24 protein-coding genes are annotated in these 25,637 nt (G+C 56.3%); 20 read left to right on the plus strand and 4 right to left on the minus strand.

Going from position 1 to position 25,637, the window contains the following annotated elements; translation table 11 throughout:
• Positions 1-379: 379 nt before the first annotated feature.
• Genes gyrB through dnaA form a run of 4 tightly spaced genes read right to left on the minus strand, consistent with a single transcriptional unit; the run spans position 380 to position 6,588 of the window.
• Positions 380-2,797 carry a DNA topoisomerase (ATP-hydrolyzing) subunit B gene (gene gyrB / locus ACDZ94_RS08550; RefSeq protein ID WP_432751335.1) on the minus strand — a complete coding sequence of 806 codons (2,418 nt, stop codon included), beginning with the start codon at positions 2,795-2,797 and terminating at the stop codon, positions 380-382.
• 4 nt (positions 2,798-2,801) lie between these two features.
• On the minus strand, positions 2,802-3,905 hold the full coding sequence (gene recF, locus ACDZ94_RS08555) for a DNA replication/repair protein RecF (protein ID WP_064449986.1): 1,104 nt from the start codon (positions 3,903-3,905) through the stop codon (positions 2,802-2,804).
• 20 nt (positions 3,906-3,925) lie between these two features.
• On the minus strand, positions 3,926-5,029 hold the full coding sequence (gene dnaN / locus ACDZ94_RS08560) for a DNA polymerase III subunit beta (protein WP_053258802.1): 1,104 nt from the start codon (positions 5,027-5,029) through the stop codon (positions 3,926-3,928).
• 38 nt (positions 5,030-5,067) lie between these two features.
• Positions 5,068-6,588 (minus strand): chromosomal replication initiator protein DnaA, encoded by a 1,521-nt coding sequence (dnaA, locus tag ACDZ94_RS08565; protein ID WP_432751336.1) that lies wholly within the window; start codon positions 6,586-6,588, stop codon positions 5,068-5,070.
• A 585-nt stretch (positions 6,589-7,173) separates the two neighbouring features.
• Between dnaA and rpmH the strand changes: the two genes are divergently transcribed.
• The 20 genes from rpmH (at position 7,174) to ACDZ94_RS08665 (ending at position 25,627) form a co-directional block, all read left to right on the plus strand.
• Positions 7,174-7,308 (plus strand): 50S ribosomal protein L34, encoded by a 135-nt coding sequence (gene rpmH, locus ACDZ94_RS08570; protein ID WP_003213577.1) that lies wholly within the window; start codon positions 7,174-7,176, stop codon positions 7,306-7,308.
• A 16-nt stretch (positions 7,309-7,324) separates the two neighbouring features.
• Complete coding sequence (gene rnpA, locus ACDZ94_RS08575) at positions 7,325-7,729, plus strand: ribonuclease P protein component (protein ID WP_026013533.1); 405 nt, start codon at positions 7,325-7,327, stop codon at positions 7,727-7,729.
• Positions 7,722-7,967: a membrane protein insertion efficiency factor YidD gene (gene yidD, locus ACDZ94_RS08580; RefSeq protein ID WP_073636650.1), complete on the plus strand. Its 246-nt coding sequence runs from the start codon at positions 7,722-7,724 to the stop codon at positions 7,965-7,967. The genes rnpA and yidD overlap by 8 nt, the downstream gene beginning before the upstream one ends.
• 2 nt (positions 7,968-7,969) lie before the next feature.
• Entirely contained in the window at positions 7,970-9,649 is a 1,680-nt protein-coding gene (yidC, locus tag ACDZ94_RS08585) for a membrane protein insertase YidC (RefSeq protein WP_064454828.1), read from the plus strand.
• Positions 9,650-9,728: 79 nt separating this feature from the next.
• Entirely contained in the window at positions 9,729-11,099 is a 1,371-nt protein-coding gene (mnmE, locus tag ACDZ94_RS08590) for a tRNA uridine-5-carboxymethylaminomethyl(34) synthesis GTPase MnmE (RefSeq protein ID WP_432751337.1), read from the plus strand.
• Positions 11,100-11,651: 552 nt separating this feature from the next.
• Positions 11,652-13,544: a tRNA uridine-5-carboxymethylaminomethyl(34) synthesis enzyme MnmG gene (gene mnmG / locus ACDZ94_RS08595; protein WP_432751338.1), complete on the plus strand. Its 1,893-nt coding sequence runs from the start codon at positions 11,652-11,654 to the stop codon at positions 13,542-13,544.
• The gene (rsmG, locus tag ACDZ94_RS08600) at positions 13,541-14,185 is read left to right on the plus strand and encodes a 16S rRNA (guanine(527)-N(7))-methyltransferase RsmG (protein ID WP_064454826.1); all 645 of its coding nucleotides are present in this window, start codon (positions 13,541-13,543) and stop codon (positions 14,183-14,185) included. Before mnmG ends, rsmG begins: the two co-directional genes overlap by 4 nt.
• A gap of 18 nt (positions 14,186-14,203) precedes the next feature.
• Positions 14,204-15,001, plus strand: coding sequence for a ParA family protein (locus tag ACDZ94_RS08605; protein ID WP_017477894.1), 798 nt, complete (start codon positions 14,204-14,206; stop codon positions 14,999-15,001).
• 9 nt (positions 15,002-15,010) lie between these two features.
• Complete coding sequence (locus ACDZ94_RS08610; RefSeq protein ID WP_064454825.1) at positions 15,011-15,883, plus strand: ParB/RepB/Spo0J family partition protein; 873 nt, start codon at positions 15,011-15,013, stop codon at positions 15,881-15,883.
• A 148-nt stretch (positions 15,884-16,031) separates the two neighbouring features.
• Complete coding sequence (locus ACDZ94_RS08615; RefSeq protein ID WP_053258796.1) at positions 16,032-16,439, plus strand: F0F1 ATP synthase subunit I; 408 nt, start codon at positions 16,032-16,034, stop codon at positions 16,437-16,439.
• A gap of 16 nt (positions 16,440-16,455) precedes the next feature.
• The gene (gene atpB, locus ACDZ94_RS08620) at positions 16,456-17,325 is read left to right on the plus strand and encodes a F0F1 ATP synthase subunit A (protein ID WP_053258795.1); all 870 of its coding nucleotides are present in this window, start codon (positions 16,456-16,458) and stop codon (positions 17,323-17,325) included.
• Between the two features lie 133 nt (positions 17,326-17,458).
• A complete protein-coding gene (gene atpE, locus ACDZ94_RS08625) occupies positions 17,459-17,716 on the plus strand; it encodes a F0F1 ATP synthase subunit C (protein ID WP_002555987.1) in 258 nt (85 codons plus the stop codon).
• Positions 17,717-17,774: 58 nt separating this feature from the next.
• Complete coding sequence (locus tag ACDZ94_RS08630; protein ID WP_016970692.1) at positions 17,775-18,245, plus strand: F0F1 ATP synthase subunit B; 471 nt, start codon at positions 17,775-17,777, stop codon at positions 18,243-18,245.
• Between the two features lie 12 nt (positions 18,246-18,257).
• Positions 18,258-18,794, plus strand: a complete 537-nt coding sequence (locus ACDZ94_RS08635) for a F0F1 ATP synthase subunit delta (RefSeq protein WP_064454824.1) — start codon at positions 18,258-18,260, stop codon at positions 18,792-18,794.
• Between the two features lie 21 nt (positions 18,795-18,815).
• A complete protein-coding gene (atpA, locus tag ACDZ94_RS08640; RefSeq protein ID WP_053258793.1) occupies positions 18,816-20,360 on the plus strand; it encodes a F0F1 ATP synthase subunit alpha in 1,545 nt (514 codons plus the stop codon).
• Between the two features lie 50 nt (positions 20,361-20,410).
• Positions 20,411-21,271 carry a F0F1 ATP synthase subunit gamma gene (gene atpG / locus ACDZ94_RS08645; protein ID WP_010207685.1) on the plus strand — a complete coding sequence of 287 codons (861 nt, stop codon included), beginning with the start codon at positions 20,411-20,413 and terminating at the stop codon, positions 21,269-21,271.
• Positions 21,272-21,298: 27 nt separating this feature from the next.
• A complete protein-coding gene (atpD, locus tag ACDZ94_RS08650; RefSeq protein ID WP_064454823.1) occupies positions 21,299-22,678 on the plus strand; it encodes a F0F1 ATP synthase subunit beta in 1,380 nt (459 codons plus the stop codon).
• 44 nt (positions 22,679-22,722) lie between these two features.
• Positions 22,723-23,139 carry a F0F1 ATP synthase subunit epsilon gene (locus ACDZ94_RS08655; protein WP_003177061.1) on the plus strand — a complete coding sequence of 139 codons (417 nt, stop codon included), beginning with the start codon at positions 22,723-22,725 and terminating at the stop codon, positions 23,137-23,139.
• A 123-nt stretch (positions 23,140-23,262) separates the two neighbouring features.
• The gene (glmU, locus tag ACDZ94_RS08660) at positions 23,263-24,630 is read left to right on the plus strand and encodes a bifunctional UDP-N-acetylglucosamine diphosphorylase/glucosamine-1-phosphate N-acetyltransferase GlmU (protein WP_432751339.1); all 1,368 of its coding nucleotides are present in this window, start codon (positions 23,263-23,265) and stop codon (positions 24,628-24,630) included.
• Positions 24,631-24,856: 226 nt separating this feature from the next.
• Entirely contained in the window at positions 24,857-25,627 is a 771-nt protein-coding gene (locus tag ACDZ94_RS08665; protein ID WP_208604482.1) for a DeoR/GlpR family DNA-binding transcription regulator, read from the plus strand.
• Positions 25,628-25,637 lie beyond the last annotated feature (10 nt).

Genomic DNA, 25,637 nt, shown 5'->3' on the forward strand with positions numbered 1-25,637 from the left:
ACACGAATTGCTTGATTCAGTTGTTAAAGAGCGGTTGGTTAAGATCTTTCGTCTCAACCGAGGTGCGCATTCTACAGCACCTCACCAGCTAACACACTTAAAATTTTATGATCTTTCAATAAAATCAAATACTTAAGTAGCAACTTTGTTCAAGTTGCTCGTCAGCGGGAGGCGAATAATACAGTGTTAGAATACGTGGTCAACCCCCCATCTAAAAATTATTTTCCCCATACTAAAAAGCCTGCTGTCGTTAGAAACGTCCCAAGACCTTGGCAGCAAATAATGCGGGCAAAAAAAGCCCGCTGTCCGCGGGCCTTCTTCGCATGGTCGGCAATCAGTGGTGATTAGCCGAACCACTATTCTGTGCACCTACACCTGATCAGAAGTCCAGGTTGGACACCGCCAAGGCATTGCTCTCGATGAAGTCACGGCGAGGTTCGACCGCATCCCCCATCAGGGTGTTGAAGATCTGGTCTGCGCCAATGGCGTCTTCGATGGTCACGCGCAGCATGCGACGCTGAGCTGGATCCATGGTGGTTTCCCACAACTGATCAGGGTTCATCTCGCCCAGACCTTTGTATCGCTGAATGGTGTGACGCTTGGTGCTTTCCGCCATCAGCCAGTCCAAGGCTTCCTTGAACTCCTTGACCGCTTTCTTACGCTCGCCACGTTGAATATAAGCACCATCATCCAGCAGGGTGCTCAACTGCGCGCCGAGGGTCACGACCGTCTTGTAGTCATTACTGCCGAAGAAGTCGCGGTTGAAGGTGACGTAATTCGACAGGCCGTGGGAGATCAATTCAACCTCTGGCAGCCACACATTACGTTCACGGTCTTCACGCAGACTGGCTTTGTACACCAGGCCGGACTTCTCAACAGTGCGCAGGCGTACTTCGTACTGAGCCAGCCAATCTTGCATCGCTGCATGATCACCCAACTGCTCCAGACTTACGGCCGGCAGATAGATGAAGTGCTCGGTCAGTTCCTGAGGGTACAGGCGCGACAGACGCTTAAGGGTCTTCATCACCATGCGGAAGTCGTTAACCAGACGCTCCAACGCCTCACCCGAGATACCCGGCGCTTCGTCGTTCAAGTGCAGGCTGGCATCTTCCAGGGCCGACTGCGTCATGTACTCTTCCATGGCGTCGTCGTCTTTGATGTACTGCTCTTGCTTGCCTTTTTTCACTTTGTACAAAGGCGGCTGCGCAATGTAGATGTAGCCACGCTCGATCAACTCAGGCAACTGACGGAAGAAGAACGTCAGCAGCAAGGTACGGATGTGCGAACCGTCGACGTCAGCATCGGTCATGATGATGATGTTGTGGTAGCGCAGCTTGTCGATGTTGTACTCGTCACGGCCAATACCGCAGCCCAACGCCGTGATCAAGGTGCCAACTTCCTGGGAGGAAATCATCTTGTCGAAGCGGGCCTTCTCGACGTTGAGAATCTTACCTTTCAACGGCAGGATCGCCTGGGTGCGACGGTTACGACCCTGCTTGGCGGAACCGCCAGCAGAGTCACCTTCCACCAGGTATAGCTCGGAGAGGGCGGGGTCCTTCTCCTGGCAGTCAGCCAGCTTGCCTGGCAAGCCAGCAATGTCCAGCGCGCCTTTACGACGGGTCATCTCACGGGCTTTACGCGCCGCTTCGCGAGCACGTGCAGCGTCGATCATCTTGCCGACAACCAACTTGGCTTCGTTCGGGTTCTCCAGCAGGAAGTCGGAGAAGTACTTACCCATCTCCTGTTCCACGGCGGTCTTCACTTCGGAAGAGACCAGCTTGTCTTTGGTCTGGGAGCTGAACTTAGGATCCGGCACTTTTACCGAGATAATCGCGGTCAGGCCTTCACGCGCATCGTCACCGGTGGTGGCGACTTTGTGCTTCTTGGCCAAGCCTTCGGCTTCGATGTAGGTGTTCAGGTTACGCGTCAGTGCGGAACGGAAACCCACCAAGTGAGTACCGCCGTCGCGCTGTGGAATGTTGTTGGTGAAGCACAACAGGTTCTCGTTGAAGCTGTCGTTCCACTGCAGGGCGATTTCCACGCCGATGCCGTCTTCACGCTGGATGTTGAAGTGGAACACCTGGTTGACCGCAGTCTTGTTGGTGTTCAGGTATTCAACGAACGCACGCAGGCCGCCTTCGTACTTGAACAGTTCTTCCTTGCCGCTGCGCTCGTCCTTGAGGACGATACCCACACCGGAGTTGAGGAAGGACAATTCACGAATACGCTTGGCCAGGATGTCCCAGCTGAAGTGGATATTCTTGAAGGTTTCGTCAGAAGGTTTGAAGTGGATCTGCGTACCGGTAGTTTCACTGTCGCCGACGATTCTCATCGGCTCCTGTGGCACACCATGCACGTAGGTCTGTTCCCAAATCTTGCCACTACGGCGAACGGTCAGGATCAGCTCTTCAGACAGAGCGTTCACTACCGACACGCCTACACCGTGCAAACCGCCGGAGACTTTATAAGAGTTGTCGTCGAACTTACCGCCGGCGTGCAGCACGGTCATGATGACCTCAGCCGCCGAGACGCCTTCTTCTTTGTGCACATCGACCGGAATGCCGCGACCGTTGTCGCGCACCGTGATGGACTCATCCGGGTGGATGATAATGCTGATGTCGTCGCAGTGACCGGCCAAAGCTTCGTCGATGGAGTTGTCGACCACCTCGAACACCATGTGGTGCAGACCGCTACCATCATCGGTGTCGCCGATGTACATACCGGGACGTTTGCGTACGGCATCCAAACCTTTCAGCACTTTAATGCTGGTCGAGTCGTACGTGTTTTCTTCGCTCATGCCTTCACTCCCGATGGTCGTGGGTCTGGGTGATACGGCCCTGTTCCACGTGGAACAAAGCGACTGGCGTTTCCGTCTGCCAGCCTTCCCTCAATAATTCGTGGTCTACACAGGTGATAAACACCTGGCAGCGTAAGTCTTCCAACAAACGGCATAACGCGCGGCGGTGTTGTTCGTCTAGTTCAGACGGCAAATCATCCACCAGATAAATACACTGGCCGCGCCGGGCTTGGCTAACCAAATGCCCTTGGGCAATCCGCAGCGCACACACCACCAACTTCTGCTGACCACGGGACAAGATATCCGCAGCATTATGTGCGCCTAGTCTAAGGCGCAAATCAGCCCGTTGGGGCCCCGCCTGGGTATGGCCAATCTGCTGATCCCGTTGCAAGGACGTGGCGAGCACTGCGCTCAGTTCACGTTCTTTATCCCAACCACGGTAGTAGCTCAGCGTCAGCCCTTCGAGATCCAACAACTCACTCAAGGTCTGCTCAAAGACTGGTTTCAAGGCTTTGATATAGGCGCGGCGGTATTCATCTATTTCGTCGCTGGCCAGGCACAGTTCCCGGTCCCAGGCCGCTTGCGAAGCGGCGTCAAGTGTACCATGCCGCAGCCACGAGTTCCGCTGCCGCAGGGCCTTCTGCAGGCGCTGCCAAGTGGCCATGAACCGCGGTTCCACATGGAATACTCCCCAATCGAGGAACTGCCTGCGGATTTTCGGCGCACCTTCCAGAAGGCGAAAACTGTCAGGGTTGATCAGCTGCAGTGGCAGAATTTCGGCGAGTTGCGCGGCACTACGGGCATTTTGCCCGTCGATGCGAATTTGAAACTCCCCCTGGCGATCACGAGATATACCCAAGCTGCTGTGCCCTCCTTCGGCCAATTCGACTTGGCCAAACACCGTGCACGCCAATTGCTCGTACTGAATCACCGGCAACAAGCGAGCGCTGCGAAAGGAGCGTGCCAGGCCCAACAAGTGAATGGCCTCCAGCACACTGGTTTTGCCACTGCCGTTGGCGCCGTGGAGGATATTGATGCGGGGTGATGGGGAGAAGGTCACCGGGTGCAGATTGCGCACCGCGGTGACCGAGACGCGACTGAGGGACATCTAGCTTCTGCTGAGCATGGTTACAGGCGCATCGGCATAACAACGTAAGCCGAGTCGTCGTTGTCGGATTCCTGCACCAGGGCGCTGCTGTTAGAGTCCGACAGAATCAGGCGAACCTGTTCGGTGGTCATCACACCCAGTACGTCCAGCAGGTAGCTCACGTTAAAGCCGATTTCCAGCGAGCCGCCGTTGTAGTCGACACCCACTTCTTCTTCAGCCTCTTCCTGCTCCGGGTTATTGGCCTGAATTTTCAGCTGGCCGTTGGCCAGTTGCAGGCGAATACCACGGTACTTTTCGTTCGACAGAATCGCAGTACGGCTGAACGCTTCACGCAGGGCCTGACGATCACCAATCACCAGCTTGTCGCCACCTTTAGGCAGCACGCGCTCGTAATCCGGGAATTTGCCGTCAACCAGCTTAGAGGTGAAGGTGAATTCGCCGGTGGTGGCGCGGATGTGGTGCTGACCCAGGACGATGCTGACATTGCCATCCGGCTCGGTGAGCAAACGCGCGAGCTCAAGAATACCTTTACGCGGCACGATCACCTGGTGACGGTCCGGCTGACCGATATCGGCCTTCATCGAGCACATGGCCAGACGGTGACCGTCGGTGGCAACGGCGCGGATAATGCCTTCCGATACTTCCAGCAACATACCGTTGAGGTAGTAACGCACGTCCTGTTGGGCCATGGCGAAGCTGGTGCGCTCGATCAAACGGCGCAGCTTGCTTTGCTCCAGGCTGCAGGTCAGCGAGCCCGGGCCCTCTTCCACCGTTGGGAAGTCGTTGGCAGGCAACGTCGACAGGGTGAAACGGCTGCGACCGGCCTTGACCACCAGCTTCTGCTCATCAACCTTGATGTCGATCAGCGCGTCGTTGGGCAGGCTCTTGCAGATGTCCATCAGCTTGCGCGCCGGCACAGTGATTTCGCCCGGTTCAGCAGGCTCTTCCAATTGAACACGGCCAACCAGTTCGACTTCCAGGTCGGTACCGGTCAAGGACAATTGCTGGCCTTCGACCACCAGCAATACGTTGGAGAGCACCGGCAAGGTCTGTCGGCGCTCGACGACGCCTGCGACCAGTTGCAGGGGTTTCAACAGGGCTTCGCGTTGAATGGTGAAATGCATGGTCTAGTCCCTTGCCTTAATAAGCTGCGCTGGTGTCATCAAGTAGTCAGTGTACGCAGCAGGTTCTTGTAGTCCTCGCGAATATCCGCGTCGGATTCCTTAAGTTCGTTGATCTTGCGGCACGCGTGCAAGACCGTGGTGTGGTCGCGACCGCCAAACACATCACCGATTTCCGGCAGGCTGTGGTTGGTCAGCTCTTTAGAGAGCGCCATGGCCACCTGACGAGGACGTGCCACCGAGCGCGAGCGGCGCTTGGAGAGCAGGTCGGAAATCTTGATCTTGTAGTACTCAGCCACGGTGCGCTGGATGTTATCCACACTCACCAGCTTGTCTTGCAGTGCCAGCAGGTCTTTCAGGGATTCACGAATCAACTCGATAGTGATGTCGCGACCCATGAAGTGCGAGTGAGCAATGACCCGCTTGAGCGCGCCTTCCAACTCACGCACGTTGGAGCGAATGCGTTGAGCGATGAAGAAAGCGGCATCGTGGGGCAGATCGACTTTCGCCTGGTCGGCCTTTTTCATCAGGATCGCGACACGGGTTTCCAGCTCCGGCGGCTCTACCGCAACGGTCAGGCCCCAGCCAAAGCGCGACTTCAAACGCTCTTCCAGGCCTTCGATTTCCTTCGGATAACGGTCGCTGGTCAAGATGACCTGTTGGCCACCTTCGAGCAAAGCGTTAAAGGTGTGGAAAAACTCTTCCTGGGACCGTTCCTTACGCGCGAAGAATTGAATGTCATCGATCAGCAAGGCATCAACCGAGCGATAGAAACGCTTGAACTCGTTGATTGCATTGAGCTGCAAAGCCTTGACCATGTCAGCCACGAAGCGCTCCGAGTGCAGGTACACGACCTTGGCATTCGGGTTCTTCTTTAACAGGTGGTTACCCACAGCATGCATCAAGTGCGTCTTACCCAAGCCAACGCCACCATAAAGGAAGAGCGGGTTGTAACCATGCTTGGGGTTATCGGCCACCTGCCAGGCTGCCGCCCGGGCCAACTGGTTGGATTTACCTTCGACGAAGTTTTCGAAGGTGAAAGTACGGTTCAAGTAACTGGTGTGCTTGAGCGCACCTTCTACCTGGACGGTACGCTGTTCCGCGCGGACCGGAGCTTGCTGAGAGCTGGCACCGGCCATGGGATCAAAGCTGTCGCGGGACGGCTCTTCATTTATAGGTGCGTTTTTCTGTGACGCCGATTTTGAAGGCGTCTGGGCGACCGGTGCTGATGAGTTATTAACAGGTGCCACTGCTGCCTGAGCCTGAGAGGCACCCGCGGCCAACGGCGCATTCGGCGCAGCACGCGGTGCAGAGCTACGTTTGCTGCCTATTAATAAGGAAAGCACAGGCGCGCGGCCATTACCGTGCTCATCGAGCAATTCGAGAACGCGGCTCAGGTACTTCTCGTTGACCCAGTCGAGAACAAAACGATTCGGCGCGTAGACACGCAACTCGTCGCCTTCGGCTTCGACCTGTAGCGGACGGATCCAGGTGTTGAATTGCTGGGCAGGCAGCTCTTCGCGCAAAAGCTCCACGCACTGCTGCCAAAGTTCCACTGACACGGATATCCCCTAAGTTGAAAGCCGGTGAGGCAAAAACAGCCGCCATTGTAGCGGCCAGTCGCCTACTTATCCACACGTAGGTTGCTCACAGGGCACCCAAAATCAATGCGTTAAGCGTAAAAAAGCCGACCAATGGTCTGTGCATAAGCTCTGTGGATAAGCGCACCTAAGCTCGTTGTACAAGTGGGGTCGAAAGTCTGTGGGTAACTGGCCTGTGGATAAAACCCCATTCCACACACAGCTTATCCGACAGCGCAGCACAGGCAGAGCACCGTTTCTCCCCCGTGTTGTCATTCTCTGTACATCAGGTGGAATGTGGCCTTAAGGCAGTTATCCACAGAAGATCGCTCCCCTAGCTTTTATAAGCTTTACAGAAAAGCTTTAAATAACTTCCTTCTTTATTTTTATATCTATGGCACTGCTCATGAAAGCCGAGCGAACAGAAACGTGCTGAGGGGCCAGAAGAATCTAATTAAAGGAAAAGCTGGTTGGAAATTGACCTAGAGGCTTGCTTTCTCTAGAATCGCCGGTCTCTTAAAACGGGGGCCATTCCGGCCCGTTGTGGACGAACCAGGTAACAACGCCATGAAACGTACTTTCCAACCAAGCACCATCAAACGCGCCCGTACTCACGGCTTCCGTGCTCGCATGGCTACCAAGAACGGCCGTGCTGTCCTGTCGCGTCGCCGCGCCAAAGGTCGTGCGCGTCTGGCAGTTTGATAATCCGGTACTGGTGGTGAGTCAGGACTTCAGTCGGGAAAAGCGTCTGCTTACACCCCGGCACTTCAAGGCAGTCTTTGACTCCCCCACCGGCAAGGTTCCGGGGAAAAATCTCCTGCTCCTTGCGCGTAACAACGATCTGGATCACCCCCGTCTCGGGTTGGTGATTGGCAAGAAGAGCGTAAAGCTCTCCGTTGAGCGCAATCGCCTCAAGCGTCTGATGCGCGAATCGTTTCGCCTCCACCAGGACACTCTGGTTGGTTGGGATATTGTTATCGTCGCGCGCAAAGGCTTGGGGGATGTAGAAAACCCCGAATTGATTCAGCATTTCGGCAAGCTCTGGAAACGTTTGGCGCGTACTAACAAGCCAGCACCAGCAGTCAGCACCGAAACTGTAGGGGTAGACAGCACCAATGCGTAAACTGGCCCTCGTTCCGATCCAGTTTTACCGTTATGCCATTAGTCCTCTGATGGCCGACCACTGTCGTTTCTACCCCAGTTGTTCCTGCTACGCGTTAGAGGCCATAGAAAATCATGGTCTTCTGCGCGGTGGCTGGCTGGCCTTTCGTCGTTTAGGCCGCTGTCATCCGTGGAATCCCGGTGGTTTCGACCCGGTTCCACCTATCCCTACCTCCCGTTCTTCTTCGATGGCCGAGTAATCATGGATATTAAACGCACGATCCTGATCGTCGCCCTGGCAATCGTGTCCTACGTCATGGTTCTTAAGTGGAACCAGGACTACGGCCAAGCTGCCCTGCCGACTCAGAATGTTGCTACCAATCAGGCTGCGCCGGCTATTCCGGACACCCCGTTGGGTAACAATGCGTCCGCGAGTGCCGATGTTCCCAGCGCGAATGGCGAGACAAGCGCCCCTCTAGAAACGCCAGTGGTCACCAACAAAGACCTCATCCACGTGAAAACGGATGTGCTCGACCTGGCTATCGACCCACAAGGTGGTGATATCGCGCAGTTGAAACTGCCGCTGTATCCACGTCGCCAAGACCATCCAGATGTTCCGTTCCAACTGTTCGATAACGGTGGTGAACGTACTTATCTGGCACAAAGTGGCCTGACCGGCACTGACGGTCCGGATGCTCGTGCTACCGGTCGTCCGGTTTATTCGACCGAACAGAAGACTTATCAACTGGCTGATGGCCAGAACCAGCTGAATGTCGACCTGAAATTCAGTCAGGACGGCGTCAACTACATCAAGCGTTTCAGTTTCACCCGTGGTTTGTACGATTTGAAGGTCACTTACCTGATCGACAACGAAAGCGCCAAACCGTGGACGGGCAACCTGTTTGCCCAGCTCAAGCGTGACAACAGTGCCGATCCTTCTTCCAGCACCGCCACCGGCACCGCGACTTACCTGGGCGCCGCCCTGTGGACAAGTAGCGAGCCGTACAAAAAAGTGTCGATGAAAGACATCGACAAGGGCGCGCTGAAAGAAACAGTCCAAGGTGGATGGGTCGCCTGGTTGCAGCACTACTTCGTGACCGCATGGATTCCGAACAAGGGTGAAGCCAACCTGGTTCAAACCCGCAAAGACAGCCAAGGCAACTACATCATTGGTTTTACTGGCCCGGCGTTGACCGTCGCTCCAGGTGCCAAGGCCGAAACCAGCGCCACTCTGTATGCCGGCCCGAAAAGTCAGGCCGTGCTGAAAGAGTTGTCCCCAGGTCTGGAATTGACTGTGGACTACGGCATTCTGTGGTTCATTGCCCAGCCAATCTTCTGGTTGCTGCAACATATCCACAGCATCGTCGGTAACTGGGGCTTCTCGATCATCTTGCTGACCATGCTGATCAAAGGGATCTTCTTCCCTCTGTCTGCAGCCAGCTACAAGTCGATGGCGCGTATGCGTGCCGTGGCTCCGAAACTGGCCGCTCTGAAAGAGCAACATGGCGATGATCGGCAGAAAATGTCGCAGGCCATGATGGAGCTGTACAAGAAAGAGAAGATCAACCCGCTGGGTGGATGCTTGCCGATTCTGGTGCAGATGCCGGTGTTCCTGTCGCTGTACTGGGTACTCCTGGAAAGCGTGGAAATGCGCCAGGCTCCGTTCATGCTGTGGATAACTGACCTGTCGATCAAAGACCCGTTCTTTATCCTGCCGATCATCATGGGCGCAACCATGTTTATCCAGCAGCGCTTGAACCCGACTCCGCCGGACCCGATGCAAGCCAAGGTAATGAAAATGATGCCAATCATCTTCACCTTCTTCTTCCTGTGGTTCCCAGCAGGTCTGGTGCTGTACTGGGTGGTCAACAACTGCCTGTCGATCTCTCAACAGTGGTACATCACACGTAAAATTGAAGCGGCTACCAAAGCTGCGGCATAATTTACTGTGTGGATAACCACTCAAGACGCCCCCTAGTGGGGCGTTTTGCTTTCCGTCACTTTTGTTCTGGAACCTGCTGATGAGCGCTCCTCGTGAAACCATCGCCGCTGTCGCTACCGCTCAAGGTCGTGGCGGTGTGGGTATCGTTCGAATTTCCGGGCCCCTCGCCAGCGTGGCAGCCCAGGCCATCAGCGGCCGCGAGTTGAAACCCCGATACGCTCACTACGGCCCATTTCTGGATGCCGATCACACGGTGCTGGATGAAGGCCTGGCCCTGTATTTTCCTGGGCCAAATTCCTTCACGGGTGAGGATGTACTGGAGTTACAAGGCCACGGCGGCCCGGTTGTATTGGATATGTTGCTACAGCGCTGCCTGCAGTTAGGTTGCCGCCTGGCTCGTCCGGGAGAGTTCAGCGAGCGGGCATTTCTCAACGATAAGCTTGACCTGGCCCAGGCCGAAGCGATTGCTGACCTTATCGAGGCCAGTTCTGCACAAGCGGCGCGCAATGCGCTGCGCTCGCTGCAGGGGGCTTTTTCCATGCGTGTGCACAACCTGACCGAGCAACTGATCAGCTTGCGCATCTACGTTGAAGCAGCCATTGATTTCCCGGAGGAGGAAATCGACTTCCTCGCCGATGGCCATGTCCTGGCAATGCTCGATAAAGTTCGTGATGAGTTATCCACAGTGCTGCGTGAAGCCGGACAGGGCGCATTACTGCGTGACGGCATGACGGTAGTGATTGCCGGTCGTCCGAATGCGGGCAAGTCCAGCCTGCTGAATGCCCTGGCAGGTCGTGAAGCCGCCATCGTTACCGAAATTGCCGGCACCACCCGGGATATATTGCGTGAACATATCCACATCGATGGCATGCCGCTGCACGTGGTTGATACCGCCGGCTTACGCGATACCGATGACCAGGTGGAAAAGATCGGCGTGGAACGCGCACTCAAGGCCATCGGCGAAGCGGATCGGGTGCTGCTGGTGGTGGATGCCACGGCGCCGGAGGCCTTGGATCCTTTTGCCTTGTGGCCGGAATTCCTTGAGCAGCGACCTGACCCGGCCAAAGTGACCTTGATCCGCAACAAGGCGGATCTGACTGGCGAAGCCATCGCCATGGAAACCAGCGAAGATGGCCACGTCACCATCAGCCTGAGTGCCAAGTCGGCCGGCGACGGCCTGGAGTTGTTGCGCGATCATCTCAAGGCCTGCATGGGCTATGAGCAGACCTCGGAAAGCAGCTTCAGTGCACGCCGCAGGCACCTGGAGGCGCTGCGTCATGCCAGCGTGGCGTTGGAGCACGGTCGGGCTCAGCTGACGTTGGCGGGCGCAGGGGAGCTGCTGGCTGAGGATTTACGTCAGGCGCAGCAGATGCTGGGCGAAATTACCGGTGCATTCAGCTCCGATGATCTTCTGGGAAGGATCTTTTCCAGCTTCTGCATCGGTAAATAACCCTTCGTTGTCCACAGACAGGCCATTCGCGCCTGTCTGTTTCGCCCGCTCCAGGGCATTTCATTCCATCTTTTGATTCACCACTGTGCCTATGGCGGCTTTTGTGTGGGCGCTATTTGGGCATGTGGGCAAATTTCTGTGGATTAAGCCCTGTGAATAACCGCCCTTGTGCCCGGTTGATAACAGGGCTTGAAACCTGAGTAAAAACCCCCTTGTGGATAACCACCTGTTTAATCCACAAGCTTAAAGCACTTATCCAAGGGCCTCATTGGCACATGACCACAGACTTTTGAATCTCTGTACACATTGTAAATAAAGGCCTGTAGAGATCTATCCACAGAAAGTAGGCTCAGTAGAAATAAACATAAAAACAAAGATCTTATAAATTTCTTCTTTTTTAATTTCTATTGTCAGTGATTCATCCACAGCTGGTTAAATTTTGTGCAAAGGGTTCTTTAGGAAGGGCTAAGTCCCTATACTTGCCGCCAAAGCTCTAAAACTCTTTCAACAATCAATTCCTGATTACCTACATAAGCAGGCACGAGGTGCGTGGTGGATTTCCCTTCCCGTTTTGAAGTGATCGTCATCGGCGGCGGTCATGCCGGTACCGAGGCAGCACTGGCCTCAGCACGCATGGGCGTCAAAACCCTGTTGCTGACGCACAACGTGGAAACCCTCGGAGCCATGAGTTGCAACCCCGCCATTGGTGGGATCGGCAAAAGTCATCTGGTCAAAGAAATCGACGCCCTTGGCGGTGTCATGGCCATGGCTACCGACAAAGGTGGTATTCAATTTCGCGTGCTCAACAGCCGCAAAGGCCCGGCCGTACGTGCTACTCGGGCGCAAGCTGACCGCATCCTGTACAAGGCCGCGGTACGTGAAACCCTGGAAAACCAGCCGAACCTGTGGATATTTCAGCAAGCAGCGGATGACCTGATCGTCGAACAGGACCAGGTACGCGGTGTTGTCACCCAAATGGGCCTGCGTTTCCTCGCAGAATCCGTGGTGTTGACCACCGGTACGTTCCTTGGCGGACTTATCCACATCGGCATGCAGAATTATTCCGGTGGCCGCGCCGGTGATCCGCCTTCGATTGCCTTGGCAAAACGCCTGCGTGAATTGCCGCTGCGTGTTGGCCGCTTGAAAACCGGGACCCCGCCGCGTATCGACGGGCGCTCTGTGGATTTCTCGGTAATGACCGAACAAGCCGGCGATACGCCGATCCCGGTGATGTCGTTCATGGGTTCCAAAGAACAGCACCCGAAACAGGTCAGCTGCTGGATTACCCACACCAACGCCCGGACCCACGAAATCATTGCCGCGAACCTTGATCGTTCGCCGATGTATTCCGGGGTGATTGAAGGTATTGGCCCGCGTTATTGCCCATCGATCGAAGACAAGATCCACCGCTTTGCCGACAAGGAAAGCCACCAGGTCTTCATCGAACCCGAAGGCTTGACCACCCACGAGCTTTATCCGAACGGGATTTCCACTTCCTTGCCGTTCGACGTGCAAATCCAGATCGTGCAGTCGATTCGTGGCATGGAAAACGCGCACATCGTGCGCCCGGGCTACGCCATCGAGTACGACTACTTCGACCCGCGTGACCTGAAGTACAGCCTCGAAACCAAAGTCATCGGCGGCTTGTTCTTCGCCGGGCAAATCAACGGCACAACCGGTTACGAAGAAGCCGGCGCCCAAGGTTTGCTGGCCGGGACCAACGCAGCGCTGCGTGCGCAGGGCAAAGACAGCTGGTGCCCGCGTCGCGATGAGGCGTACATCGGCGTATTGGTCGACGACCTGATTACCCTGGGTACCCAGGAACCATACCGGATGTTTACGTCCCGGGCGGAATACCGCCTGATCCTGCGCGAAGACAACGCTGACCTGCGCTTGACCGAAAAAGGTCGCGAGTTGGGCTTGGTCGATGACGCACGCTGGGCCGCTTTCTGCAAAAAACGCGAAAGCATCACGCTGGAAGAGCAGCGCCTGAAAAGTACCTGGGTTCGCCCGGGCACCGAGCAGGGCGACGCGATTGCCGAAAAATTCGGCACGCCGCTGACCCATGAATACAACTTGCTGAACCTGCTGTCCCGTCCGGAAATCGACTACGCTGGTCTGGTCGAAGTGACAGGCCACGGTGCCGAGGACCCACAAGTCGCCGAGCAAATTGAAATCAAGACCAAGTACGCCGGGTACATTGACCGCCAGCAGGATGAGATCGCTCGCCTGCGCGCCAGTGAAAACACCAAGCTGCCTGTGGATATCGATTACACCGGGATTTCCGGGTTGTCGAAAGAAATTCAAAGCAAGCTGGGGATAACTCGGCCGGAAACATTGGGTCAGGCTTCACGTATTCCCGGCGTCACCCCGGCAGCGATTTCGTTGTTGATGATTCATTTGAAAAAACGCGGCGCGGGCCGTCAGTTGGAGCAAAGCGCTTGAGTTCGTTGGTCACCTCGCAACACGCCGAAGAATTATCCACAGGTGCACGCCAGTTGGGTGTTGACCTGACTGCAGCCCAGCACGAGTTGCTGCTGGGTTATCTGGCCCTATTGATCAAATGGAACAAGGCTTACAACCTGACTGCGGTACGCAATCCTGACGAAATGGTTTCCCGACATTTGCTCGACAGCCTGAGCGTGATGCCGTTTATCGAAAACGGTCGCTGGCTCGATGTTGGCAGTGGCGGAGGCATGCCAGGCATTCCGCTGGCCATCCTGTTTCCGGACTCGCAAGTGACGTGCCTGGACAGCAACGGCAAGAAAACCCGCTTCCTGACCCAGGTCAAACTCGAGCTCAAGTTGGATAACCTGCAAGTTATCCACAGCCGGGTCGAAGAATTCACGCCTGAATTGCCTTTCAATGGAATTGTTTCCCGGGCGTTCAGCAGCATGGAGAACTTCAGTAACTGGACGCGCCATTTGGGCGACCGCGACACCCGCTGGCTGGCAATGAAGGGCGTTCATCCAAGCGACGAGCTGCTAGCATTGCCGGCAGACTTCCACCTCGATAGCGAACACGCCTTGGCCGTACCCGGTTGCCAAGGCCAACGCCATCTGCTGATACTGCGCCGCACGGCATGATTGGGAACACAAGCAAGAATGGCTAAGGTATTCGCGATAGCGAACCAGAAAGGTGGCGTGGGCAAAACCACCACCTGCATCAACCTCGCAGCATCCCTGGTTGCTACCAAGCGCCGGGTGTTGTTGATCGATCTCGATCCACAGGGCAACGCCACCATGGGTAGCGGTGTGGATAAACACGGCCTGGAAAACTCGGTCTACGACTTGCTGATCGGCGAGTGCGACCTGGCCCAGGCCATGCACTACTCCGAACACGGCGGTTATCAACTGCTGCCGGCCAACCGTGATTTGACGGCGGCGGAAGTGGTGCTGCTGGAAATGCAGATGAAAGAAAGCCGTCTGCGCAGCGCCTTGGCGCCGATCCGCGAGAACTACGATTACATTTTGATCGACTGCCCACCGTCGCTGTCGATGCTGACGTTGAACGCATTGGTTGCAGCCGACGGGGTGATTATCCCCATGCAGTGCGAGTACTTCGCGCTCGAAGGGTTGAGTGACCTTGTGGATAACATCAAGCGTATCGCTGAACTGCTCAACCCGAACCTGCAAATCGAAGGCCTGCTGCGCACGATGTATGACCCGCGTCTGAGCCTGATGAACGATGTGTCGGCGCAGCTCAAGGAACACTTTGGCGATCAGCTTTACGACACCGTGATCCCACGTAACATCCGTTTGGCCGAAGCGCCAAGCTATGGCATGCCTGCGCTGGCGTACGACAAATCATCGCGTGGTGCCATTGCCTACCTGGCACTGGCCGGCGAGATGGTTCGCCGTCAACGCCGCAATTCACGCACCGCTGCTGCCCAGCCAACTTAAGGAATCCCCATGGCCGTCAAGAAACGAGGTCTCGGACGTGGACTGGATGCACTGCTGAGTGGTCCGACTGTCACTTCGCTTGAAGAACAAGCGGTGCAGGCCGAAGAGCGCGAGCTGCAACACCTGCCGCTGGACCTGATCCAGCGCGGTAAATACCAGCCACGCCGCGACATGGACCCCCAGGCGCTGGAAGAACTGGCCAATTCGATCAAGGCCCAGGGCGTGATGCAGCCGATCGTGGTACGCCCGATCGGTGGTGGCCGCTTCGAAATCATTGCCGGTGAACGCCGCTGGCGTGCCAGCCAGCAGGCCGGTAAGGAAACCATCCCGGCGATGGTGCGCGATGTGCCGGACGAAACCGCCATCGCCATGGCATTGATCGAGAACATCCAGCGTGAAGACCTCAACCCGATCGAAGAAGCGATCGCGTTGCAGCGCTTGCAGCAGGAATTTCAGCTGACCCAGCAACAAGTGGCCGATGCGGTGGGTAAATCCCGCGTGACTGTGTCCAACTTGTTGCGTTTGATCGCACTGCCGGAAGTTATCAAGACCATGTTGTCCCACGGCGACCTGGAAATGGGTCATGCACGTGCTTTGCTCGGTTTGCCGGAAAATCAACAGGTTGAAGGGGCGCGACACGTTGTCGCACGGGGGCTCACCGTTCGTCAGACCGAGGCCCTGGTTCGCCAGTGGCTGAGCGGCAAACCTGCACCGGTCGAAACGGCCAAACCTGATCCGGATATCGCGCGTCTCGAGCAGCGCCTGGCCGAGCGCCTAGGCTCTGCGGTGCAAATTCGTCATGGCAAGAAAGGCAAAGGGCAATTGGTGATCGGATATAACTCACTCGATGAGCTTCAGGGCGTCCTTGCCCACATCCGCTGAAACATTTGCTTATGTAGCGCGCGATCGGAAAACACTACCCGACAGTTGAATAGGGGCAGAACCGCCCCTATACTCTGCGCGCATTTTGTCGGCACAAATTATGCCAAGTTATTGATTTCCGGCAGCCGACCATTGAGGAGCAAGAGTGATGGAAACCCGCACGCCAAACACGTTGCCGTTCCATCGCTTGGCCGTTTTCCCGGTTTTATTGGCTCAATTTGTCGTATTGCTGATCGCCGCATTGGCGCTTTGGTATTGGCATGGAGTCGTAGCCGGGTATTCAGGACTCTGCGGAGGCCTGATAGCCTTGCTGCCCAATATGTATTTTGCTCACAGGGCCTTTCGGTTTTCCGGCGCCCGAGCAGCCCAGTCCATCGTCCGGTCTTTTTATGCTGGCGAGGCAGGGAAATTGATTTTGACGGCAGTGCTGTTTGCACTGACCTTTGCAGGTGTGAAGCCATTGGCGCCGCTGGCTGTATTCGGCGTCTTCGTGTTGACCCAACTGGTCAGCTGGTTCGCTCCCCTGCTAATGAAAACAAGACTTTCGAAACCTTAGGGCGTTTGAGGCAACCATGGCAGAAACAACCGCTTCGGGCTATATCCAGCACCACTTGCAGAACCTGACCTTCGGTCAGCTTCCCAACGGCGGCTGGGGCTTCGCCCACACCGCAGCAGAAGCCAAAGAAATGGGCTTCTGGGCATTCCACCTGGATACTCTGGGTTGGTCTGTCGCATTGGGTCTGATCTTCGTCCTGATTTTCCGCATGGCGGCAAAGAAGGCGACTTCCGGTCAGCCAGGTGCTTTACAGAACTTCGTTGAAGTATTGGTCGAATTCGTCGATGGCAGCGTGAAAGACAGCTTCCATGGCCGTAGCCCGGTGATTGCACCGCTGGCACTGACCATCTTCGTCTGGGTGTTCCTGATGAACGCCGTCGACCTGATTCCGGTCGACTGGATTCCTCAGTTGGCCATCCTGATCACCGGCGATCACCACATTCCATTCCGTGCGGTTTCCACCACGGACCCTAACGCCACCCTGGGCATGGCCCTGTCGGTGTTTGCGTTGATCATTTTCTACAGCATCAAGGTCAAGGGCATCGGCGGCTTCATCGGCGAACTGACCCTGCACCCGTTCGGCAGCAAGAACATCTTCGTTCAAGCCCTGCTGATCCCGGTGAACTTCCTGCTGGAGTTCGTGACCCTGGTCGCCAAGCCGATTTCCCTGGCCCTGCGACTGTTCGGCAACATGTACGCCGGCGAGCTGGTATTCATTCTGATCGCTGTGATGTTCGGCAGTGGTCTGCTCTGGCTTAGCGGCCTGGGCATCGTTCTGCAGTGGGCGTGGGCTGTGTTCCACATCCTGATCATCACCCTGCAGGCCTTCATCTTCATGATGCTGACCATCGTCTACCTGTCGATGGCGCACGAAGAGAACCATTAAGACCAGTCTCGACTAGTCTGATGTCCTTCCCGGTAACACGGGAAGGTGGCCCACCAGGGCTATGAAACGATTTGTTTTACCGCTTTAAAATCTAAAAAACCTAAACCATACGACGTAAAAGTCGGGAGGAAAGATGGAAACTGTAGTTGGTCTAACCGCTATCGCTGTTGCACTGTTGATCGGCCTGGGCGCCCTGGGTACTGCCATTGGTTTCGGCCTGCTGGGCGGCAAATTCCTGGAAGGCGCAGCGCGTCAGCCAGAAATGGTCCCAATGCTGCAAGTTAAAATGTTCATCGTCGCCGGCCTGCTCGACGCCGTGACCATGATCGGTGTTGGTATCGCTCTGTTCTTCACCTTCGCGAACCCTTTCGTTGGTCAACTCGCTGGCTAATCACTCGAATTTTTCGAGTTGATTGGGGTGATGGACAACGAATGAGCGAGGTGTTGGCGTGAACATTAATGCAACCCTGATTGGCCAATCCGTTGCGTTCTTCATTTTTGTAGTGTTTTGCATGAAGTTCGTGTGGCCTCCGGTCATCGCGGCTTTGCACGAACGTCAGAAGAAGATCGCGGATGGTTTGGACGCTGCCACCCGTGCAGCTCGCGACCTGGAGTTGGCCCAAGAGAAAGCGGGTCATCAACTGCGCGAAGCTAAAGCACAGGCAGCTGAAATCATTGAGCAAGCCAAGAAACGCGGTAACCAGATCGTCGAAGAGGCTGTTGATAAAGCCCGCGTCGAAGCTGACCGTGTGAAGGCTTCGGCTCATGCCGAGATCGAACAGGAACTGAACGGCGTCAAAGACGCGCTGCGTGCCCAACTGGGTGCTCTGGCGGTCGGCGGTGCTGAGAAGATCCTCGGTGCCACAATCGATCAAAACGCGCACGCGGAGCTGGTTAACAAACTGGCTGCTGAAATTTAAGCGAGGGCGATCATGGCAGAACTGACCACGTTGGCCCGACCTTATGCTAAGGCAGCCTTCGAGCACGCCCAGGCCCACCAGCAGCTGGCCTCTTGGTCAGCCATGCTCGGCCTGGCTGCAGCAGTGTCGCAAGACGACACCATGCAGCGCGTGCTCAAGGCCCCGCGCCTGACGAGCGCAGACAAGGCCGCCACTTTTATTGAAGTGTGCGGCGACAAGTTTGATGTGAAAGTGCAGAACTTCATCCACGTCGTTGCCGAAAACGACCGTCTCCCGCTTTTGCCGGAGATTGCCGCTCTGTTCGACCTGTACAAGGCCGAAGAAGAGAAATCGGTAGACGTTGAAGTGACCAGTGCTTTCGCATTGAACCAAGAACAGCAAGACAAACTCGCCAAGGTTCTCAGTGCACGACTCAATCGGGAAGTGCGCCTGCAAGCTACGGAGGACGCATCCCTGATTGGTGGTGTCGTTATCCGCGCCGGCGACCTGGTTATCGATGGCTCGATTCGCGGCAAAATCGCGAAACTTGCCGAAGCATTGAAATCTTGAGTTTGAAGGGGCAGCAGAGCAATGCAGCAACTCAATCCTTCCGAAATAAGTGAAATTATCAAGGGCCGCATCGACAAGCTCGATGTGACCTCCCAAGCCCGTAACGAAGGCACTGTCGTCAGCGTATCTGACGGCATCGTGCGGATTCACGGTCTGGCCGACGTAATGTACGGCGAGATGATCGAGTTTCCGGGCGGCGTCTACGGTATGGCCCTCAACCTGGAGCAAGACTCCGTAGGTGCCGTTGTATTGGGCGCTTACACCAGTCTGGCTGAAGGCATGAGCGCCAAGTGCACCGGCCGCATCCTGGAGGTTCCGGTTGGTAAGGAACTGCTGGGTCGCGTAGTCGACGCACTGGGTAACCCTGTTGACGGTAAAGGTCCACTGGGCAACACCGAGACCGATGCGGTCGAGAAAGTTGCTCCAGGCGTGATCTGGCGTAAGTCGGTAGACCAGCCTGTACAGACTGGCTACAAGGCTGTCGATGCCATGATCCCAGTCGGCCGTGGCCAGCGTGAGCTGATCATCGGTGACCGTCAGATCGGTAAAACCGCTCTGGCAATCGACGCGATCATCAACCAGAAGAACAGCGGCATTTTCTGCGTCTACGTAGCTATTGGTCAGAAGCAATCGACCATCGCCAACGTGGTTCGCAAGCTGGAAGAAAACGGCGCCCTGGCCAACACGATCATCGTGGCTGCCAGTGCTTCGGAATCTCCTGCGCTGCAATTCCTGGCACCGTACTCCGGTTGCACCATGGGTGAATTCTTCCGCGACCGCGGTGAAGACGCGCTGATCGTTTATGACGATCTGTCCAAGCAAGCAGTGGCTTACCGCCAGATTTCCCTGCTGCTGCGCCGTCCACCAGGCCGTGAAGCTTACCCAGGCGACGTGTTCTATCTCCACTCCCGTCTGCTGGAGCGCGCATCCCGCGTTTCGGAAGAATACGTAGAGAAGTTCACCAACGGCGCAGTGACCGGCAAAACCGGTTCCCTGACCGCACTGCCGATCATCGAAACCCAGGCTGGCGACGTTTCCGCGTTCGTTCCGACCAACGTGATTTCCATCACCGACGGTCAGATCTTCCTGGAATCGGCCATGTTCAACTCCGGGATCCGTCCTGCTGTGAACGCCGGTGTTTCGGTATCCCGTGTGGGTGGTGCCGCTCAGACCAAGATCATCAAGAAGCTCTCCGGTGGTATCCGTACCGCTCTGGCTCAGTACCGTGAACTGGCGGCATTCGCCCAGTTCGCTTCTGACCTGGACGAAGCGACCCGTAAGCAACTTGAGCATGGTCAGCGCGTTACCGAGCTGATGAAGCAGAAGCAATACGCCCCAATGTCGATCGCTGACATGGCGTTGTCGCTGTATGCCGCTGAGCGTGGGTTCCTGACCGACGTTGAAATCACCAAGATCGGCAGCTTCGAACAAGCGCTGATTGCTTACTTCAACCGCGATCACGCCGAATTGATGGCGAAGATCAACGTGAAGGGTGACTTCAATGACGATATCGACGCTGGCATGAAAGCCGGTATCGAGAAGTTCAAGGCCACCCAAACCTGGTAAGCCGCAGCGGGAGCCGCAAGGCTCCCGCTTGCTAACCTGATAGGTGTTACATGGCAGGCGCAAAAGAGATTCGCAGTAAGATTGCGAGCATCAAAAGCACGCAAAAAATTACCAGCGCCATGGAAAAAGTGGCGGTCAGCAAAATGCGCAAGGCACAAATGCGCATGGCTGCTAGCCGTCCTTATGCGGAGCGTATCCGCCAGGTAATTGGGCATCTGGCCAACGCCAACCCGGAATACCGCCACCCGTTCATGATCGACCGCGAAGTTAAGCGTGTGGGTTATGTGGTAGTGAGCAGTGACCGTGGTTTGTGCGGTGGTTTGAATACCAACCTGTTCAAGGCCCTGGTCAAGGACATGGCGGTAAACCGCGAAAAGGGCGTCGAGATCGATCTGTGTGTTGTTGGTAGCAAGGGTGCGGCCTTTTTCCGCAACTTCGGCGGTAACGTCGTTGCAGCTATCAGCCACCTGGGTGAAGAGCCGTCGATCAATGATTTGATCGGCAGTGTGAAGGTGATGCTGGATGCGTACCTGGAAGGCCGGATTGACCGCCTGTCCGTGGTATCCAACAAGTTCATCAACACCATGACCCAGCAGCCAACCGTGGAGCAATTGATTCCACTGGTGGCGACTCCGGATCAGGAACTCAAGCACCACTGGGACTACCTCTACGAACCAGACGCCAAAGAGCTGCTTGACGGCTTGATGGTGCGCTACGTGGAGTCGCAGGTGTACCAGGCGGTGGTCGAGAACAACGCAGCTGAACAAGCGGCGCGGATGATCGCGATGAAAAACGCTACCGATAACGCCGGTGATCTGATCAGCGATTTGCAGCTGATCTACAACAAGGCGCGTCAGGCTGCGATCACCCAAGAGATCTCGGAAATCGTCGGCGGCGCTGCCGCGGTTTAACGGTTCAAATATTCAGAGGATCCAGCTATGAGTAGCGGACGTATCGTTCAAATCATCGGCGCCGTTATCGACGTGGAATTTCCACGCGACAGCGTACCGAGCATCTACAACGCTTTGAAAGTACAAAGCGATGCAGGCACCACTCTGGAAGTTCAGCAGCAGCTGGGCGACGGCGTGGTTCGTACCATTGCAATGGGTTCCACCGAAGGCTTGAAGCGCGGTCTGGATGTTCTGGACACTGGCGCTGCCATCTCCGTACCGGTCGGTAAAGCGACCCTGGGCCGGATCATGGACGTACTGGGCAACCCGATTGACGAAGCTGGCCCGATCGACACCGAAGAGCGCTGGGGCATTCACCGTCCGGCACCTTCGTTCGCCGAGCAAGCTGGCGGCAACGATCTGCTGGAAACCGGCATCAAGGTTATCGACCTGGTTTGCCCGTTCGCCAAAGGCGGTAAAGTCGGTCTGTTCGGTGGTGCCGGTGTAGGCAAAACCGTAAACATGATGGAACTGATCCGTAACATCGCCATCGAGCACAGCGGTTATTCCGTGTTCGCCGGTGTGGGTGAGCGTACTCGTGAGGGTAACGACTTCTACCACGAGATGAAGGACTCCAACGTTCTGGACAAAGTGGCACTGGTTTACGGTCAGATGAACGAGCCGCCGGGTAACCGTCTGCGCGTAGCACTGACTGGCCTGACCATGGCCGAGAAGTTCCGTGACGAAGGTAACGACGTTCTGCTGTTCGTCGACAACATCTACCGTTACACCCTGGCCGGTACTGAAGTATCCGCACTGCTGGGCCGTATGCCTTCGGCAGTAGGTTACCAGCCGACCCTGGCTGAAGAGATGGGCGTTCTGCAAGAACGTATCACTTCGACCAAAGAAGGTTCGATCACCTCGATCCAAGCGGTATACGTACCTGCGGATGACTTGACCGACCCGTCGCCAGCGACCACCTTCGCCCACTTGGACGCCACCGTCGTTCTGTCCCGTGACATCGCTTCCCTGGGTATCTACCCAGCGGTCGATCCACTCGACTCGACTTCGCGCCAGCTGGATCCGAACGTGATCGGCCAGGAGCACTACGACACCGCTCGCGGCGTTCAGTACGTGCTGCAGCGTTACAAAGAACTGAAGGACATCATCGCGATCCTGGGTATGGACGAGCTGTCGGAAGCCGACAAGCAGTTGGTAAACCGTGCTCGTAAGATCCAGCGTTTCTTGTCGCAGCCGTTCTTCGTGGCTGAAGTCTTCACCGGTGCATCGGGTAAATACGTTTCCCTGAAAGACACCATTGCTGGCTTCAAAGGCATCCTCAACGGTGACTACGACCACCTGCCAGAACAAGCGTTCTACATGGTCGGCGGCATCGAAGAAGCGATCGAGAAAGCCAAGAAACTGTAATCCCGGCGCCCGGCAACGGGCGCTCATCAGGTTGAGGCAATCAGATGGCTATGACAGTCCATTGCGATATCGTCAGCGCGGAAGGGGAAATCTTCTCCGGTCTGGTAGAAATGGTGATTGCACACGGCGAACTCGGTGACCTGGGTATTGCCATGGGCCACGCGCCATTGATCACCAGCTTGAAGCCAGGTCCGATCACTCTGACCAAGCAAGGCGGGGAAAAGGAGGTGTTTTACATCTCCGGTGGTTTCCTCGAGGTTCAGCCGAACATGGTCAAGGTACTTGCCGACACCGTGCAACGTGCTGGCGACCTGGATGAAGCCTCCGCTCAGGAAGCCGTCAAGGCTGCCGAGAAGGCCCTGAACGAAAAGGGCGCGGACTTCGACTACAGCGCTGCTGCTGTACGTCTGGCCGAAGCTGCAGCTCAGCTGCGCACGCTCCAGCAGATCCGCAAGAAGTAAGCGGCCCAGCCGCCATGCTTCAAGCGCGATTGATTAAAAAGGGTAGCCTCGGCTACCCTTTTTCTTTTTTAGCAAAACACTTCTCTGGTCTGAAGCCGGACCGCCCAGGATTGGTAGCCATTCATGTCTCTTGAAATTGTCATCCTCGCCGCAGGCCAGGGCACCCGCATGCGTTCGGCCCTGCCCAAGGTGCTGCACCCCGTAGCGGGCAACTCCATGCTTGGCCATGTTATCCACAGCGCCCGGCAACTGGACCCGCAGCGGATTCACGTGGTGATTGGCCACGGTGCCGATGTGGTGCGTGAACGCCTGGCTGCGGATGACCTGAATTTCGTATTGCAGGACAAACAATTCGGTACCGGCCACGCCACCGCGCAAGCCGTGCCGTTCATCAGTGCCGATACTGTGCTGATTCTTTATGGCGACGTGCCGCTGATCGAAGTGGAAACCCTGCAACGCCTGCTCAAGCACGTAGTCCCTGGCCAGATGGGCCTGCTCACCGTCGAGCTGGAGGACCCTACCGGCTATGGCCGCATCGTGCGCGATGCCGACGGCAAGGTTGCGGCCATCGTTGAACACAAAGATGCCACTGAAGCCCAGCGTGCTATTACCGAAGGCAATACCGGCATTCTCGCCGTCCCTGCCAACAAGCTTGCTGACTGGATGAGCCGTCTGTCCAACAACAACGTCCAGGGCGAGTATTACCTCACCGACGTCATCGAAATGGCCGTGAGCGATGGCCTGCTGGTTGCCACCGAGCAGCCCCACGACCCTATGGAAGTGCAGGGCGCCAACGACCGCAAGCAGCTTGCAGAACTGGAGCGCCACTACCAATTGCGCGAAGGCCGCCGCTTGATGGCGCAAGGTGTGACTTTGCGGGACCCGGCGCGTTTTGATGTTCGCGGTGAGGTTACTGTCGGCCGCGACGTGCTGATTGATATCAACGTGATCCTCGAAGGCCGCGTGATCATTGAAGACGACGTGGTGATTGGCCCGAACTGCGTGATCAAGGACAGCACCCTGCGCAAGGGCGTGGTGGTCAAAGCCAACAGCCATATTGAAGGTGCGGTGATGGGCGAGGGCAGCGATGCCGGTCCATTTGCGCGGTTGCGTCCGGGCAGCGTGCTCGGCGCCAGGGCACATGTGGGTAATTTCGTCGAACTGAAAAATGCGCGTATGGGCGACGATGCCAAGGCCGGCCACCTGGCCTATCTGGGTGATGCGGTCATCGGTGCTCGCAGCAACATCGGCGCAGGTGTAATCACCTGCAACTACGATGGCGCCAACAAGTATCAGACGACGATTGGTGAGGATGTATTCATTGGCTCGAATAACTCGCTGATTGCACCCGTCACCATCGGCGATGGGTCCAACACTGCTGCGGGCTCCACCATCAATCAGGATGTGGATAAGTCTCAACTGGCAGTAGCCCGAGCCCGCCAGCGCAACATCGACGGTTGGAAACGCCCGGTCAAAATCAAAAAGACCTGAGTTATCCACAGAGTCGAAATCAGCACAGTTCAAATGTGGGAGCGGGCTTGCTCGCGAAAGCGTCGGGTCAGGCACTGAAAAGTTGACTGACACACCGCATTCGCGAGCAAGCCCGCTCCCACATTTTGCTCAGTGTTGTGTCAAAAAGACTTTTCGATCTGCTTGACGATTTCCTGCCAATAGGTTTTGATTGCCTTCGTTATCTTTCGAAACGAAACTTAAGATCATCATGTCGAAACGAAATACACCCCAACGACGCCACAACATTCTGACGATGCTCAATGAACAGGGCGAAGTCAGCGTGGACGAATTGGCCAAACGTTTCGAAACCTCAGAAGTGACCATCCGCAAGGACCTGGCCGCTCTGGAGAGCAACGGCCTGTTGCTGCGCCGTTACGGTGGCGCGATCACCATGCCCCAGGAACTGGTGGGCGATGCCGCCCAGCCCATTTCGGCCTACAAGCGCGCCATCGCGCGTGCAGCCGTCATGCGTCTACGTGAACACGCGCGCATCATCATCGACAGCGGCAGCACCACCGCCGCCATGATCCCTGAGCTGGGCCACCAGCCGGGTCTGGTCGTAATGACCAACTCCCTGCACGTGGCCAGCGCCTTGAGCGAACTGGAACACGAGCCGGTGCTGTTGATGACGGGCGGCACCTGGGACCCGCATTCGGATTCGTTCCAGGGCCAGGTCGCCGAGCAAGTGCTGCGTTCCTACGACTTTGATCAATTGTTCATCGGCGCTGACGGCATCGATTTGGAGCGCGGTACCACCACCTTCAACGAATTGTTGGGCCTGAGCCGTGTGATGGCCGAGGTCGCGCGTGAAGTGGTGGTGATGGTCGAATCCGACAAGATTGGCCGCAAGATTCCCAACCTGGAACTGCCCTGGAGCAGCGTCCATACCCTTATCACCGATGATCGCCTGCCGCTTGAGGCCCGCGACCAGATTCAAGCCCGCGGCATTACGCTGATATGCGCGGCAATCATCTAGGAGACATACC

This window comes from Pseudomonas sp. UBT (assembly GCF_050915955.1).
GTDB classification, from domain to species: domain Bacteria; phylum Pseudomonadota; class Gammaproteobacteria; order Pseudomonadales; family Pseudomonadaceae; genus Aquipseudomonas; species Aquipseudomonas antarctica_A.

Excerpts from the sequence above, each read along its gene's own strand:
- glmU (WP_432751339.1), top strand. The coding sequence starts at position 23,263 with ATGTCTCTTGAAATTGTCATCCTCGCCGCAGGCCAGGGCACCCGCATG.
- ACDZ94_RS08635 (WP_064454824.1), top strand. The coding sequence starts at position 18,258 with ATGGCAGAACTGACCACGTTGGCCCGACCTTATGCTAAGGCAGCCTTC.
- ACDZ94_RS08610 (WP_064454825.1), top strand. The coding sequence starts at position 15,011 with ATGGCCGTCAAGAAACGAGGTCTCGGACGTGGACTGGATGCACTGCTG.
- ACDZ94_RS08655 (WP_003177061.1), top strand. The coding sequence starts at position 22,723 with ATGGCTATGACAGTCCATTGCGATATCGTCAGCGCGGAAGGGGAAATC.
- mnmE (WP_432751337.1), top strand. The coding sequence starts at position 9,729 with ATGAGCGCTCCTCGTGAAACCATCGCCGCTGTCGCTACCGCTCAAGGT.
- gyrB (WP_432751335.1), bottom strand. The coding sequence starts at position 2,797 with ATGAGCGAAGAAAACACGTACGACTCGACCAGCATTAAAGTGCTGAAA.
- ACDZ94_RS08605 (WP_017477894.1), top strand. The coding sequence starts at position 14,204 with ATGGCTAAGGTATTCGCGATAGCGAACCAGAAAGGTGGCGTGGGCAAA.
- yidD (WP_073636650.1), top strand. The coding sequence starts at position 7,722 with ATGCGTAAACTGGCCCTCGTTCCGATCCAGTTTTACCGTTATGCCATT.
- recF (WP_064449986.1), bottom strand. The coding sequence starts at position 3,905 with ATGTCCCTCAGTCGCGTCTCGGTCACCGCGGTGCGCAATCTGCACCCG.
- yidC (WP_064454828.1), top strand. The coding sequence starts at position 7,970 with ATGGATATTAAACGCACGATCCTGATCGTCGCCCTGGCAATCGTGTCC.
- atpD (WP_064454823.1), top strand. The coding sequence starts at position 21,299 with ATGAGTAGCGGACGTATCGTTCAAATCATCGGCGCCGTTATCGACGTG.
- ACDZ94_RS08615 (WP_053258796.1), top strand. The coding sequence starts at position 16,032 with ATGGAAACCCGCACGCCAAACACGTTGCCGTTCCATCGCTTGGCCGTT.
- atpB (WP_053258795.1), top strand. The coding sequence starts at position 16,456 with ATGGCAGAAACAACCGCTTCGGGCTATATCCAGCACCACTTGCAGAAC.
- atpA (WP_053258793.1), top strand. The coding sequence starts at position 18,816 with ATGCAGCAACTCAATCCTTCCGAAATAAGTGAAATTATCAAGGGCCGC.
- atpE (WP_002555987.1), top strand. The coding sequence starts at position 17,459 with ATGGAAACTGTAGTTGGTCTAACCGCTATCGCTGTTGCACTGTTGATC.
- dnaN (WP_053258802.1), bottom strand. The coding sequence starts at position 5,029 with ATGCATTTCACCATTCAACGCGAAGCCCTGTTGAAACCCCTGCAACTG.
- atpG (WP_010207685.1), top strand. The coding sequence starts at position 20,411 with ATGGCAGGCGCAAAAGAGATTCGCAGTAAGATTGCGAGCATCAAAAGC.
- rpmH (WP_003213577.1), top strand. The coding sequence starts at position 7,174 with ATGAAACGTACTTTCCAACCAAGCACCATCAAACGCGCCCGTACTCAC.